Origin of the sequence: Elioraea tepida, from assembly GCF_019203965.1 — a bacterium.
Classification (GTDB): Bacteria; Pseudomonadota; Alphaproteobacteria; order Acetobacterales; family Acetobacteraceae; genus Elioraea_A; species Elioraea_A tepida.
This window is the reverse complement of the sequence record NZ_CP076448.1, coordinates 1,392,157-1,406,073: the sequence shown is the minus strand read 5'-3', so window position 1 is coordinate 1,406,073 and position 13,917 is coordinate 1,392,157. Positions and strand designations below refer to the sequence as shown.

Genomic DNA, 13,917 nt, shown 5'->3' with positions numbered 1-13,917 from the left:
AGGAGGCGCTGCCTCCTCGCGCGAAGCTCGCGGCGCGGCGCGTGCGATTCGGGCTGCGGCGCCGCGGTCAGGCCGGGCGCAGGCGCGGCCCGGGCGTCACGTGCTGTGGCGTCCCGCCGGCCGAACCGCGAGCGAGGCTGCAGCGACGAGGCCGCAGCCCGCCATCGCCGCCGGCATGCCGATCACACCCGCAAGCGCCGCGGCGACCGCCCCGAAGCCGATTTGGATCGCGCCCGCAAGGCTCGCCGCGGTCCCGGCATTGCCCTTGAACTCGGCGAGCGCCTCGGCGAAGGCGGCAGGAAGCGCGAGCCCGAGCCCCAGCACGAAGAGGCTCATCGTCACGTTCACCGCATGCTTGCCGAACAGGCCGAGCGGGTCGAGCGCGACCATGCCGAGACTGCCCGCGAGCATCAGCACCGTGCCGGTGGCGAGGCCAGCGGTCGCCCGGCCGCGCTTCATCAGCTGCCGCGCGACACCGCCGCCGATCACGACACCGCCGACAGCGATCAACGGATAGAGCGCGTAAACCGCGGGCGTGAGCCCGAACCCGATGATGTAGAGCTCGGGGCTGCCGGCGCCGAAGGCGAACAGCCCTCCCATCGCGCCCGCGGCCACGAGCACATTGGCCCGGAACCGCGGCGAGGCCCACACGCCGCGATAGCCGCGCGCGATCGCCCGGGCGTCGAGAACGACGAGCCGGCTGATGTTCGTCTCGACCAGGGCGCGGGCGGCCAAGGCAAGGATCGCGAGCGCGACGGCGGCCGAGAACAGGAAGCCGGCGCGCCAACCGGCGGCGAGATCGAGCGCCGCGCCGAGGAGAGGCGAGAAGGCCGGCACTGCGGCGATCGCCATCGACAGCGCCGCCATGCCGCGGCCAACGCCTGCTCCCTCGTTCGCATCACGGATCATCGCCCGCGCGATCACGAGCCCGGCCGCCCCGCCCGCTGCTTGAAGCACGCGGCCGGCGAGCAGCACCGCGAAGCTCGTCGCGACCGCGCACAGCAGGCTTCCGGCAGCGAACAGGCCGAGCGTGCCGAGCACGACCGGGCGCCGCCCGTGCCGATCCGACAGAGGGCCCCAGACGAGCTGAAACGGCGCGAAAGCGGCGAGGAACACAGCGAGCACGAGCTCGCCTCCGCCCGGACCGACGCGGAAGGTCTCGGCGATCGCGGGCAGGCTCGGCAGCGGCAGGTTCGCGGCCACCTGGCCGATGCCGGCGACGGCGGCAAGCAGGAGGAACGGCGTGGCCACCCTCTCTTCGGACGCGACGGCGGTGTGCGCGTCGCGCTCGGCGCGTGCGGCTGGGCTCCCTTCCATGCGCCCACGATGTGCGCCGGCAGCGGCGTGCGTCAACGCCCCCGGGTCGCCGGCGCTTCCGGCTCGACGAGCAGCGAGACATGGGCGGCGACGATGCGCCAGCCCCGGAAGGCCTCGCCGACCTCGGCGACGGGGAAGCGTATCCAGCACTGGCTCTGCCGGCCGATCGCCGTGGAGCCGTCGCGCACGAACTCGGTGTTGGCGGTGGCGGCGTCTGTGCCGAAGGTGGTGATGACCGTGTTGCGCAAGGACCGCGCAAGCCCCGCAGGCGACCGGCCGGCGCGGAAGGCGGCGATCGCCTCCCAGCCGTAGAGGTTCTCCGTCACCCCGTAGCGGAGCGTGTGCGGGCTGTTCCAGAACAGGAGGTCGAGGAGCGCGACATCGTTGCCGACGAGCGCGCGCTCATAGGCCGCGAACGCCTCCCTGACCTCGGCGAGCGGCCCGGGAAGGTTGATGGGCATGGTCATGCAGGAAGCTCCGGACAGCGGGCGACGCCGTGGCGCTCGAGCGCCGCGGCGACCGCGAGCGCCTTCTCCTCCGCCCATGGCGCGGCGATCACCTGCACGCCGAGCGGCAGGCCCTCGGGCGAGCGGCCCCCGGGGATGCAGACGACCGGCAGCCCGATGAAGGAGAGCGGCTGGGTGTAGAGGCCGATATTCGGACGAAGCGGCACGGTGTTGCCCCCGAGCGTCATCGTCTGCGCCCCGATCGGCGGTGCGGGCAGGGGCGTCGCCGGGGCAAGGATCACGTCCACCTCCTCAAACAGGGCGAGCACGCGCGCGCGATACCACGCCCGGAAGCGCTGTGCTGCGAGATACCAGCCGGCGGGAAGAAGCGCGCCGGCGAGGAACCGGTCACGCGTCGCCGGGTCGTAGTCCATGGCCCGGGCGCGAAGCCGCTCGAGGTGAAGGTTCCCGCCCTCGACCGTGGTGATGACGAAGGCGGCGGCACGTGCGCGCGCAGCCTCCGGCAGCTCGACCCGACGCGTCGCGCCGAGGGCGGCGGCGACAGCCTCCACCGCCTCGAGCACGCCCGGTGCGGCGTTCGCCGCGAAATGCCCTCCGGCGACCGCGATCCGCAGCTCCGAAGGATCGATCTCGAGACGATCGGAAAGCGGAACAGGATCGACGGGCGCGAGAGCGGGGTCGTCCGAATCCGCACCGAGCATCGCGTCATAGGCGGCGGCGAGGTCGCGCACCGAGCGCGCGAGCGGGCCGACATGGTCGAAGCTCGCGGCGAACAGCATCGCGCCCGCGCGCGACAGACGCCCGTAGGTCGGCTTCAGGCCGAAGACGCCGCAGAAGGCGGCCGGCACGCGGATCGAGCCGTTCGTATCCGTGCCGAGAGCGAGCGGCACGAGACGCCCCGCCACCGCCGCCCCCGATCCGCCCGAGGAGCCGCCCGACATGCGCGAGAGGTCGTGCGGGTTTCGTGACGGCCCGTCATGCGCGTTCTCGCCGGTGAAGTCATAGGCGTACTCGCCCATGTTCAGCGCACCGACGAGCACCGCGCCGGCTGCCTCGAGGCGTCGGATCGCGGTCGCATCGCGCGTGGCGGGGGCGTTGTCGCGGCCGATCCGCGAGCCCGCGCGCGTCGGCAGGCCAGCGACGTCGAAGAGGTTCTTCGCCGCGAACGGAACCCCGGCGAGCGGGCCCGGATCGCGCCCCGAGGCGACCGCCTCGTCCACCCTCCGGGCGGCGGCGCGGGCGCGCTCGGCCGTGATGTCGGTGAAGGCGTTGAGGCTCCGGTTGCGCGCCCCGATACGCGCGAGCGCCGCCTCCGCGACGGCGAGAGCCGTGACGCGACGCGACCGAACGGCGGCGGCGATGGCCACGGCATCGCCGTCGAGCAGGGTGTCGGCTGCGGTCGCCTCGTCGGTCATGCGCGGAACACCGGCGCCGCCTCGTCGGTGTCGGCGAGCGGGAAGGACATGACGAAGGCAGCCGCCTGCGAGGCGGCGACGATGTTGGCGATCGTTCCCGCGCGGCATGCTTCCGGGATCGGCAGGGAAAGCGCGCGCGAGGCGGCCTCCATCAGCGCCTCGGCTTCTGCCTCGGTGAGCGGCTTCGGTGTGGTCTCGGTCATCCGGGCTCGAGGAGTGGGAAGTGGCAGAGGGCGCGCCGCCCCGGAGCGGGCGAGACCTCGGGAGGCGCGGCCCTGCCGCACAGCGCCTCGCCGCGCGGGCAGCGCCCGTGGAAGCGGCATGCCTCGGGATCCGGGTCGATCGGGCTCTGCGGGTCTCCCGTGAGCCTGATCCTTGCTCCCGCGCGCTTCTGCCCCGGGATCGCGATGCTGTCCACCAGGGCGCGGGTGTAGGGATGGGCGGGGGAGCGGAACACCGCTTCCGCTGGGCCCTCCTCGACGATCCGGCCGAGATACATCACCGCCACCCGGTCGCAGATCAGCCGAACCACATTCAGGTCATGGCTGACGAAGAGATAGCTCATGCCGAGCGCGCGCCTCAGCTCGGCGAGGAGATGCAGGATCACCACCTGCACCGAAACATCGAGCGCCGAGGTCGGCTCGTCGAGGATCAGCAGCGTCGGCTCGGTCGCAATGGCGCGGGCGATGCCGACGCGCGCCTTCTGCCCGCCCGAGAGCTGGTGCGGGAACCGCCCGAGCAGCTCCTTCGGCAGGCCGCAACGCTCGGCAGCGCGCTCGACCGACGCCGCAAGCGCCGCGCCGCGAAGCCCCCGCAGACGCCGCAGCGGCGCCGCGATCGCCTCGAAGGCGGTGAACCGCGGGTTGATCGAGCCCTCGGCGTCCTGGAACACCATCTGGATCGCGGCCCTGGCAGGATGCCGGGCGAAGCGCGCGGCGGGGATGGCAGCGAGATCCTCGCCGCCGAACAGGATTCTGCCCTCGGTCGGGTCGATCAGACGCGCGAGCATGCGGGTGAGTGTGGTCTTGCCGCAGCCCGACTCGCCGACGAGGCCGACCGTCTCGCCGGCGCCGATCGCAAGCGACACACGATCGACCGCGTGCAGGAGCGGCCGCCGCGCCCGGGCGAACAGGCGTGGCCGGCCCACCGGAAACCGCTTGCTGAGCGAGGAGGCGACGAGCACCGGCGTCGCCCTCGCCTCGGCCTCAATCAGGGGCGCGTTCACAGCGGGTGCCTGCAGGCGACGCGCCGCGCGCCCTCGATCTGCAGCGGCAGCGGCCCGGCGAGGCAGTCGTCGCGTCGGCGGTCGCAGCGTGCGGCGAAGCGGCAGGGCGGGAGGTCGTCGCGCCTGAGGTCCGGAAGCCCGCCGGGGATCGGGCTGAGCCCCGCGAGCGTCACCCCTGGCCGCGGCGTGGCGGCCAGAAGCCGCGCGGTGTAGGGGTGACGCGGCCGGGCGAATAGGGCCTCGGTCGGAGCGTCCTCCACAACGTGGCCGGCATGCATCACCACCATACGGTCGCACCGTTCCGCGGCCAGCCCGAGGTCATGGGTGATCAGCATCGTCGCCATGCCGCGGGCGGCGCCGAGCTCGGCCACGAGGTCCATGATCGTGGCCTGGGTCGTGACGTCGAGGCCCGTGGTCGGCTCGTCGGCGATGAGAAGAGCGGGGCGGCAGGCGAGAGCGATGGCGATGCCGACGCGCTGGCACATCCCGCCCGAGAGCTCGAAGGGGTAGGCCCTCGCACGGCGCGACGGATCGGGGATGCCGACCTCGGCGAGCAGGGCGACGGCGCGGTCGGCCGCCGCGCGGGCGCCGAGATTGGCGTGGCGGCGCAGCACATCGGCGATCTGGTCGCCGACGCGGCGTATCGGGTTGAGGCTCGCGCGCGGGTTTTGGAAGATCATCGCGAGTTCCCGCCCGCGCATCTCCGCAAGCGTGGCCTCGTCGGCCGCGAGCATGTCGAGCCCGCCGAACACGATCTTTCCCGAGGTGACGCGCGCGGAAGGGTCGAGCAGACGCATCACCGCGTAAGCCGTGACCGACTTGCCCGACCCGCTTTCGCCGACCACGCCGACCGTCTCGCCTCGGGCGATCGCAAAGGAGACGTTCTCGAGCGCACGCACCACGCCTGAGCGCGTGCGGAACTCGACCGCGAGATGCTCGATCGCAAGCAGCGGAGGCTGCGGCATGCCCGCCGCCTCAGGAGCGGCGTCGCGGGTCGACGATGTCGCGCAACCCGTCGCCCAGCAGGTTGAAGGTGAACACGGCAAGCATCAGGGCGAGCCCGGGGAAGAACGCGATCCACCACTCGCCCGAAACGATGTAGCCCGCGCCTTCGGCCACCATGATGCCCCACTCGGCCGTCGGCGGCCGGATGCCGAGGCCGATGAAGGAGAGGCCGGCGGTGTTGAGGATCGCGTAGCCCATCGTCAGGCTCACCTGAACCATCATGATCGGCAACACGTTGGGCAGGATCTCGCAGATCATCACCTGGAGCGTGCCCCTTCCCGAAAGCCGAGCCGCCTCGACGAAACCGGCCTCGCGGCGGATGTTCGCCTCCGTCCGCGCGACCCGCGCATAGATCGGGAAGTTGATGATCGCTGTGGCCCAGATGACGTTGGCGACGGTGTTGCCGGCCGCGGCGACGAGCCCCATTGCGAGCACGAACAGCGGGAACGCCATGATCGTGTCGGTGACGCGGCCGATCACGCGGTCGGTCCAGCCGCCGAGGAACCCGGCGGCCACACCCGCGACCGTTCCGGTCGCGAAGACGATCGCCATTGCGGCGAAGGCCATGCCGAGATCGAGCCGTGCCGCGACGACGACGCGCGAGAACACGTCGCGCCCGAGATTGTCGGTGCCGAACCAGTGCTGCACCGAGGGCGGGGCGAGCGCACGGTCGGACGAGGCGAGCGGGTCATAGGGAACGAGCGAAGGTCCGGCGATGGCAGCCGCGACAAGCAGGGCGAACAGGCAGAAGGCGACCGCCGTGACCGGGTTCTCGGCGAGCACATGCCGCGCATGGGCGAGCGTGCTCACGCCTCGATCCTCACGCGCGGGTCGATCGCCTGGTAGGCGAGATCGATCAAAAGGTTGAGGGTGACATAGAGCACCCCCATCGTCAGCACGAAGCCCTGCACCGGGGCGTAGTCGGAGGCGATCAGCGCCTCCACGGCGTAGGAGCCGATGCCCGGCCAGGCGAACACCTTCTCGACGAGCACATTGGCGCCGAGCAGGAAGGAGAGCACCATGCCGAGCGTGGTAACGACGGGAAGAAGCGCGTTGCGCAGGGCGTAGCGCAGCACAAGCGTTCGTCGCGCAAGCCCGGAGGCGCGGGCGGCGCGGATGAAGTCGGACGACATCACCGCGAGCATCGCGCCGCGCGTCATCCGGGCGATCGGGGCGAGCGCGAAGATGCCCAAGGTGAGGGCAGGCAGCGCGAGTTGCGCCGCCGCCGCGGCGAAGGTCTCGCCATCGCCGGCAAGCGCGCTGTCGATCAGGTAGAACCCCGTGACGTGTGGCGGCGGCGAGGAGAAGGCATCGAGCCGCCCGAGCGGGGCGGGCGCCCAGCCGAGCACGTAGTAGAACACGTAGACGAACAGCAGGCCCGTGAAGAAGGTCGGCAGCGAGACGCCGGCTGTGGCGATCATGCGGCAGAGGTGATCGACCCATGAGCCGGGGCGCAGTGCCGCAACGACTCCCATCGTGACGCCGAAGTTCGCGGCGATCGCAAGCCCGAGCAGGGTGAGCTCGGCGGAAGCCGGCAGGCGCTGTGCGAGATCGGCGAGCACGGGCTGGCCAGTGGTGATCGAGATGCCGAGATCCCCGCGCGCGAGATCGCCGAGATAGTCGAGGAATTGAAGCCATAGCGGCTGATCGAGACCGAGCGTGCGGCGTATCTCCTCGACCGCCTCGCGCGTCGCTGCCGGCCCGGCGAAATAGGCGGCCGGGTCGCCCGGCAAGGCGCGCGTGAGGAGGAAGGTGACGACGACGACGCCCGCAAGCGTGGGCAGCGCGGCGGCAAGCCGCTGCGCGACGAGCCCGAGCACCACGGCTCAGACCTTTGCGAGCACGCGATAGTCGAGCTGGCGGTGGAACCAGTAACGGTAGCCCTCGACGTTCTCGCGCATCGCCACCATCAGCTTCGGCTGGAACAGCGGCACTCGCGGCACATCCTCCCACGCCTTGGCGATGAAGCCCTTCACCGCCGCGCGGTACTCCGCCTCGTCCTGGGTGAAGCGCGAGCGGTCGATCAGCGCGTCCATCTCCGGGTTCTGGTACGACATCGTGTTGAACACGGCGTTCTGGCCGTGATAGGCCCAGAAGAAGAAATAGTCCGGAAAGTTGAGCCAGCCGCCGAAGGTGTTGGTGATGAGCGGCAGCTCCTTCTTGAGAAGCTCGTTTCGCCAGTTCGCTCCCGGAATCTTGTTGATGGTCACGCGGATGCCAAGCCGCGCGAGGCTCTCCGCAACGAGCACCGCGATCGGCTCGTTCAGCGACGCAAGGCCGAGGTCGAAGCTCAAGGTCGTCTCGAACCCGTTCGGATAGCCGGCCTCGGCGAGCAGCGCACGGGCGCGGTCGAGATCGGTCACGAAAGGCGAGGGCTGCGGCCAGACCGGCTCGGTCGGCTCGGCAGGGCCGCCGAACAGCGGCACCGCGGTGCCGAACGTCACCTGTTCCATGATTCGCTGATAGGGGATGGCATGGGCGATCGCACGCCGCACCCGGACGTCGTTGAACGGCGGCCGTGTCACGTTCATGCCGATGTACTGCATGGCGTTCTCGACCGGCGTGCCGACGATCTTGAGACGCCGTGCGGCGGCGAGCTCCTGGAAGTCCTTCGGCGGCAGGTCGAAGGAGATGTCGGCGTCGCCGCGCTCGAGCAGGGCGCGCCGGTTGCCCGCCTGCGGCACGATCCGCCAGATCACCCGCGCGAGCGCCGGGCGCCGGCCGCTCTTCCAGTCGTCGAAGCGGGCGAACACCATCTCCTGGCCGGGCACCCAGCGCTCGAGCCGGAAGGCGCCGCCCGCCGCCGGGTTGGCGCGCAGCCACTCCATCGCCCACGGGTCGGCAGCGGTGGCGTGCTTCTTCGCAAGCCCCGAGTTGTAGATCGCCGGCACCGGCACGGCGAGGTCGGGCATGGTCAGCTTGTCGGTCCGGATGAAGTCGACGCGGAAGGTGTGCCGGTCGACCACCACGAACTGCTCCGGTTTCTCGAGCGAGCCCGCGCGCATCTGGAAGGTGGGGAAACCGCCGACGGAGACGGCGCGGTCGAAGCTCCACTTCACGTCCTCGGCCGTGACCGGCGTGCCGTCATGGAAGGTGGCGTCGCGGCGAAGCTTGAAGGTCACCGAGGTCGGGGTCAGGATCCACTCCTCCGCGAGCTCGGGCTCGAGCCTGGTGTAGTCGTAGTGGTCGACGCCGTTGGCGTCCTTCTTGACGCCGAAGGTCATCAGCCGGTCGTAGAGGTTCCAGGAGGCCTCGTAGGCCGGCCGGTTGGCGCCGACGCCGTGGATGTCGGTCGAGTTCGGCGGGTTCTCGCTGACGAGCAGCAGGGTCTCGCGCCGTGCCTGTGCGGCTGCGCCGCGGATCGCTGGGGCAGACAGCGCCGCACCGGCCGCCGCGGCGGTGCCGGCCTTGAGCACATGACGACGTGAGATCATCCTCTCTCTCCCTTCGCTTCGGCTTGGTTTCCGAAACCGGTGAGCAGCAACCGGCATGCCATGTGCACACGCTCGTACAGGCGGCGCGAGGATGTGCCGAAAACGTGGGCAGGACGTTACAGCGACAGATGAAAATGCTTTCCAAGTGGGCAGAACGCTCAGAACATGATCACACTGTCGGCGCATTCCGCTGCACGGCGCCGCGCACGCCGCTCCGGCGGCGGGGGAGCGTCTGACTTTGCCGACGTCGCTGACGCTCACCTCCCTGAGAGACCGATACTGCCGCGGCATGACGCCCTGTGACGTCGCCGAGGAGGTGCTCGCGGCGATCGCCGCGCATGACGACCCGGGCGTATGGATCGGCGGCGCATGCGCCGATCGCCTGCGCGCCCAGGCACGCGCGCTTTCCGAGCAGGGCCCGGCCGGGCGGACGCTCTGGGGCATTCCCTTCGCCGTGAAGGACAACATCGATGTCGCAGGCCTTCCGACCACCGCGGCGTGTCCGGCCTTCGCCTATGTGCCGGATCGTTCCGCGCCCGTGGTGGAAGCGCTTGAGGCGGCCGGGGCGATGCTGGTGGGCAAGACCAATCTCGACCAGTTTGCGACCGGGCTCGTCGGCGTCCGTTCGCCCTACGGCGCGCCGCGCAACGTGCTCGCGCCAGGGCACGTGCCGGGCGGCTCGTCCTCCGGCTCGGCGGTCGCGGTCGCGGCAGGGCTCGTCGCCTTCGCGCTCGGAACCGACACGGCTGGGTCGGGCCGCGTGCCGGCGATGATGAACGGCGTGGTGGGGCTCAAGCCGACGCGCGGCCTCGTCTCGACCCGCGGTGTGGTGCCGGCCTGCCGCTCGCTCGACTGCGTCTCGGTGTTCGCCGCCTTCATCGACGATGCGATGGCCGTGCTCGACGTCACCGCCGGCTTCGACCCGCTCGACGCCTATTCCCGCGCGGCGCCGCCCCGGGCGCTCGCCCGGATCGGTCTCGGCGCGCGGCCAAGGCTCGGCGTGCCGCGCGCGGACGCGTTGCGGTTCTTCGGCCGCGCCGCCTCCGAGGCGGCGTTCCACCGCGCCGTCTCGGCCTGCGCCGCCTTCGCCGAGCTCGAGGAGATCGACCTCGCGCCCTTCGAGGAGGCGGGGCGCCTTCTCTACGACGGGCCATGGGTCGCCGAGCGGCTTGCGGTGATCGAGCGCCTGATGGCCGCCCAGCCGGAGGCGATCCACCCCGTCGTCCGGGGAATCATCGCCCGCGGGCGGGACATCTCCGCGGTCGAGACGTTCCGGTCCCAGTACAGGCTCGCCGAGCTCAAGCGTGCTGCCGACGGGGCGCTTGCGTCTCTCGATGCGCTTGTGCTGCCCACCGCTCCGTTTGTGCCGACGCTCGAGGAGGTCGCCGCCGAGCCCGTCGTGGTGAACAGCCAGCTCGGCACCTACACGACCTTCGTCAACCTGCTCGACCTCGCGGCTGTGTCGGTTCCCGCCGGGCTCGACGCGGAGGGGCTTCCCTTCGGTGTGAGCTTCATCGGCCCCGCCTTCACCGAGGCACGGCTCGCGGCGATCGCGCGGCGCTTCGCGGGAGAGCGGGTCGCGGAGGCGGAGGCCGAGGCCACGCCGTCGCTCGAGCTCGCGGTATTCGGCGCGCACATGCGCGGGCTGCCGCTGAACGGGGAACTGCGGCGCCTCGGCGCCTCGTTCGTGCGCGAGGTGACGACCGCGCCGCTCTACCGACTCGTCGCTCTTCCCGGCGCGCCGCCGCGGCCTGGGCTGATCCGGAGCAAGGGCGGGGCCGCGATCGCGGGCGAGCTCTGGCGCGTGCCCCAAGCCGCCGTCGCGTCCCTGCTCGCCGCGATCCCCGCGCCGCTTGCGCTCGGCCGCGTCACGCTCGCGGATGGCAGCGAGCCGGTCGGCTTTCTCTGCGCCGACGCGGCACCGAGCCGTGCCGAAGACATCACGGGCTTGGGCGGCTGGCGCGCCTATCTCGCCGCGCAGGCCGCCGGGGCGAGGTGAACGTCGGCGGCAGGCGCGCATGGCCGCCCGTGGCCGTCCGCCCCGTCGCCCCTCATCCCGACCCCCGTCAGCCGACCCGCTGATAGAGGAGACCGCGCGCGAGCCAGCAGCCGACGGTGAGGCCGACGACCCGGCCCCCCTCGCGCTGAACCGCGAGAGTCCAGTCCCCCGGCGGGGTGTGGTCGAGCGCGCGCGGGCAGGGCAGCGCCCAGAGCTCGCCGCCGATCGGCTCGAGGAGCTCCATGCTGCCTTGGCCGAGAAAGCCCGAGAAGGCGCCGTAGAGCGCCCCGCCGGCGTCCTCGATCGTGAGCTCGGCGTCGAGCTCCTCGCAACGATAGCGCCCCGCGATGTCCCCCGGCGGCTGCCCCGCCGCGGGAACGAGCCGCGTCACGTGGTTGTCGCCCGGGCGCTCCATCCGGAGCGTTCCATCCGCGACGCAGAGGCGCGTGATCGCCCCCTGGGCCGAGCCGTCGGCGGCGAGGGCGAGCAGCTCGGGCGCCTGGCCATAGCGGAGGCGGATCGTTCCCGGAGCGGCAGAATCGATCCGAACGGCAAGCCCTGTCTCCGGCTCGCGCCAGGCGCCGAGCCAGGCGGGCGGGGGAAGGCGCGCATCCGGCTTCGGCTTCTCGATTCCGAGTGCGGCGGCGAAGGCGTCGGTCGCCATTGCCGTGGCGTCACCGAGATGGTTGAGGAAGGCGACGACCGAGACGCGCTCGGACGGCGCGTAGAACCGGTGGCTACGCCAGCCGCGCAGCGCCCCGCCATGGCCGAGCACCGGCCGCCCGAGCTCCTCGCGCCGGGCGAGCCCGAAGCCGTAGCGCGCCGGGGCGCCGCAGGCGAAGGTGACGGGTGCGGAGAGGCGCGCATGCAACGAACGCGGATCCTCGCGCGTCGCGTCGATATGTCTCTCCCAGGCGACCATGTTGTCGAGCGAGGCGGCGATGCCGGCATCGCCGGTCCAGAGGATCCGGTTCTCGGCGGCGCGGAAGCCCGTGGCCTGCGTTCCCTCGTAGCCTTCCGTTCCGTCGGGCAGAGCGCGCGTGTCGGCAGCAAGCAGAGCGCTCTCCATGCCGACGGGTTCGAATACGTGCCTTCGGAGGAGTTCGGCGAAGCACCTGCCGCTCACGTCCTCCGCTGCGTCGGAGAGCAGCCGGAAATTCTGGTTGGCGTAGGACGCGCGCGTTCCGGGAGCGAACTGGAGGCTGCACGTTCCGGCGATCAGCCGCGCGCTCTCCCGCGGGCCGAACGGCGCCTCGACGGGGGAGCCATGCAGCATCGCCACCGCCCAGTAGTCGCGGAAGCCCGACTGGTTGTGGCAGAGGAGCCGCGCGGGAGGCGCCGCCGCACCGAGCAGCGGCAGGCGCGCCCGCACCGCCCCGTCGAGCGCGTCGGGGTCGCCGAAGGCCTCGAGCACCACGGCGCAGGTGAACTGTTTCGTAATCGAGCAGATCCGGAACAGCGTCTTCGGTGTGAAGGGGATGCGCGCCTCGGCATTGGCGTATCCCCAGGCGTGCCGGACGAGCACCTCGCCCGCACGCAGCACGGCGATCGCGCCGCCCGGCCCCGGATAAGCCTGTGGCAGGCGCGCGAGCAGCCGATCGAGCCGCTGTGAAAGCGTACCGTTCACGACCAGAGCCGGTCGGGCGGCATCTCGACCGGCATCGCCGCCTCGAGCACGGCCGACCCGCGCAGCACAAGGTCCTCCCGGAAATGCGTCGCCACCACCTGCACGCCGACGGGAAGCCCCGCGTCGTCGAACCCCCAGGGGACGGAGGCGCAGGGCTGTTTCGTCAGGTTGAAGGTCCAGGTGTAGGGCGTCCAGTCGTACCACTCAGGATAAAGATGCGGGTCGGGGGTGTTGATGCCGTGGCCGGCGGGAAAGGCCGCGATCGGCAGGGTCGGACAGAGCAGAAGGTCGTGCTCGCGGTGGAAGGCGATCATCGCGTGCATCAGCCTCAGGCGCTCGGCCTGGGCGAGCTTCTCCGCGACCGCTGGAAGGGCAAGGCCGCGCCGGCCGACCTCGAGCAGGCCGGGGTCGAACAGCGGCAAGCGTTCGGCGGGGGTGGTCATCACCGCAAGCGCGTAAGCCGCCTCCCAGATGGTCACGAAGGGCTGCCGCGCGTTCCACAGCTTCGGGTCGGTCCAGACCACGCGCGCGCCGGCCGCCTCCATCGCCTTCGCCGCCCCTTCGAGCGCCGCGAGGCGCACCGGATCCGGCCGCCGCGTGAACCCGAGCGTGGGTGAGACGGCGACCGTGAGCCCCTTCACCCCGGCGCCGAGCAGGGACGGGAAGTCGGGAACCGGCAGGGCTGAGGCAGCAGGGTCGCGCGCATCCGGCCGGCACATGGCGGCGAGGGCGGCGGCGCTGTCGGCCACCGTCCGGCTCAAGGGGCCGGGCGAGACGAGGTCGCCGGCGGGGCTGTCATAGAGCCCGGGGATCCGGCCCGAGGTCGGCTTGATGCCGTAGACGCCGGTGAAGCCCGCCGGGATGCGGATCGATCCGCCACCGTCACCACCTGTCGCGATCGGGCACACCCCGGTCGCGACCGCCACGGCCGCGCCGCCCGAGGAGCCGCCAGGCGTCATCGCCGGGTTCCAGGGGTTGCGCGTCACCCCTGTGAGCGGGCTGTCGGTCACGCCCTTCCAGCCAAGGTCGGGCATCGTGGTCTTGGCGAAGATCAGCATGCCTGCTTCGCGAAGGCGCGCGATGTGCGGCTGGTCCTCGGGCTGCGGCGTTGCCTCGCGCGTGCGGCTGCCGCTCCGCTTCGGCCAGCCGCGCAGGCCGTGATTGTCCTTGATCGCGAGCGGAACGCCATCGAGCGGCCCGAGCGGTTCGCCTTTGCGCCAGCGCGCCTCGCTCTCCCGCGCCGCCGCCTTCGCCGCCGCGGGGTCGATCAGGCTGAAGGCGTTGAGCTTCGCCTGCACCGTCTCGGCGCGCGCGATCGCCGCCTCGAGCACCTCGACAGGGGAGAGACGACGCGCGGCATAGGCCGCGGCGAGAGCGGTTGCGGTCATTCGGTTGAGCTCGGTCACGTCCTGTCGCCTCCGTCGCGTC

At 71.7% G+C, this 13,917-nt stretch carries 12 protein-coding genes; 1 reads left to right on the top strand and 11 read right to left on the bottom strand.

The window, feature by feature from the left end; translation table 11 throughout:
• Positions 1 to 96 precede the first annotated feature (96 nt).
• The 9 genes from KO353_RS06775 to KO353_RS06735 form a co-directional block, all read right to left on the bottom strand.
• On the bottom strand, positions 97 to 1,251 hold the full coding sequence (locus KO353_RS06775) for an MFS transporter (RefSeq protein ID WP_218286944.1): 1,155 nt from the start codon (positions 1,249 to 1,251) through the stop codon (positions 97 to 99).
• Positions 1,252 to 1,349: 98 nt separating this feature from the next.
• Positions 1,350 to 1,784 (bottom strand): oxalurate catabolism protein HpxZ, encoded by a 435-nt coding sequence (gene hpxZ, locus KO353_RS06770; RefSeq protein ID WP_407928214.1) that lies wholly within the window; start codon positions 1,782 to 1,784, stop codon positions 1,350 to 1,352.
• Complete coding sequence (locus KO353_RS06765; RefSeq protein WP_218286943.1) at positions 1,781 to 3,199, bottom strand: AtzE family amidohydrolase; 1,419 nt, start codon at positions 3,197 to 3,199, stop codon at positions 1,781 to 1,783. Before KO353_RS06765 ends, hpxZ begins: the two co-directional genes overlap by 4 nt.
• Entirely contained in the window at positions 3,196 to 3,402 is a 207-nt protein-coding gene (locus KO353_RS06760) for a DUF4089 domain-containing protein (protein ID WP_218286942.1), read from the bottom strand. The genes KO353_RS06765 and KO353_RS06760 overlap by 4 nt, the downstream gene beginning before the upstream one ends.
• Positions 3,399 to 4,424, bottom strand: a complete 1,026-nt coding sequence (locus KO353_RS06755; RefSeq protein WP_235692051.1) for an oligopeptide/dipeptide ABC transporter ATP-binding protein — start codon at positions 4,422 to 4,424, stop codon at positions 3,399 to 3,401. The genes KO353_RS06760 and KO353_RS06755 overlap by 4 nt, the downstream gene beginning before the upstream one ends.
• On the bottom strand, positions 4,421 to 5,389 hold the full coding sequence (locus KO353_RS06750; protein ID WP_218286941.1) for an ABC transporter ATP-binding protein: 969 nt from the start codon (positions 5,387 to 5,389) through the stop codon (positions 4,421 to 4,423). Before KO353_RS06750 ends, KO353_RS06755 begins: the two co-directional genes overlap by 4 nt.
• A gap of 10 nt (positions 5,390 to 5,399) precedes the next feature.
• Positions 5,400 to 6,239: an ABC transporter permease gene (locus tag KO353_RS06745; RefSeq protein ID WP_218286940.1), complete on the bottom strand. Its 840-nt coding sequence runs from the start codon at positions 6,237 to 6,239 to the stop codon at positions 5,400 to 5,402.
• Complete coding sequence (locus tag KO353_RS06740) at positions 6,236 to 7,249, bottom strand: ABC transporter permease (protein WP_218286939.1); 1,014 nt, start codon at positions 7,247 to 7,249, stop codon at positions 6,236 to 6,238. The genes KO353_RS06745 and KO353_RS06740 overlap by 4 nt, the downstream gene beginning before the upstream one ends.
• 6 nt (positions 7,250 to 7,255) lie before the next feature.
• A complete protein-coding gene (locus tag KO353_RS06735) occupies positions 7,256 to 8,863 on the bottom strand; it encodes an ABC transporter substrate-binding protein (protein ID WP_235692050.1) in 1,608 nt (535 codons plus the stop codon).
• 238 nt (positions 8,864 to 9,101) lie between these two features.
• Between KO353_RS06735 and atzF the strand changes: the two genes are divergently transcribed.
• Positions 9,102 to 10,862 (top strand): allophanate hydrolase, encoded by a 1,761-nt coding sequence (gene atzF, locus KO353_RS06730; protein WP_268906218.1) that lies wholly within the window; start codon positions 9,102 to 9,104, stop codon positions 10,860 to 10,862.
• 67 nt (positions 10,863 to 10,929) lie between these two features.
• Here the strand turns inward: atzF and KO353_RS06725 are convergent, their stop codons facing one another.
• Together KO353_RS06725 and KO353_RS06720 are read right to left on the bottom strand one after the other, a co-directional pair.
• Positions 10,930 to 12,489 (bottom strand): D-aminopeptidase, encoded by a 1,560-nt coding sequence (locus KO353_RS06725; protein ID WP_218286937.1) that lies wholly within the window; start codon positions 12,487 to 12,489, stop codon positions 10,930 to 10,932.
• Positions 12,486 to 13,895, bottom strand: a complete 1,410-nt coding sequence (locus KO353_RS06720; RefSeq protein ID WP_218286936.1) for an amidase — start codon at positions 13,893 to 13,895, stop codon at positions 12,486 to 12,488. Before KO353_RS06720 ends, KO353_RS06725 begins: the two co-directional genes overlap by 4 nt.
• Positions 13,896 to 13,917: the final 22 nt, after the last annotated feature.

Excerpts from the sequence above, each read along its gene's own strand:
- KO353_RS06750 (WP_218286941.1), bottom strand. The coding sequence starts at position 5,389 with ATGCCGCAGCCTCCGCTGCTTGCGATCGAGCATCTCGCGGTCGAGTTC.
- KO353_RS06735 (WP_235692050.1), bottom strand. The coding sequence starts at position 8,863 with ATGATCTCACGTCGTCATGTGCTCAAGGCCGGCACCGCCGCGGCGGCC.
- KO353_RS06760 (WP_218286942.1), bottom strand. The coding sequence starts at position 3,402 with ATGACCGAGACCACACCGAAGCCGCTCACCGAGGCAGAAGCCGAGGCG.
- KO353_RS06765 (WP_218286943.1), bottom strand. The coding sequence starts at position 3,199 with ATGACCGACGAGGCGACCGCAGCCGACACCCTGCTCGACGGCGATGCC.
- hpxZ (WP_407928214.1), bottom strand. The coding sequence starts at position 1,784 with ATGACCATGCCCATCAACCTTCCCGGGCCGCTCGCCGAGGTCAGGGAG.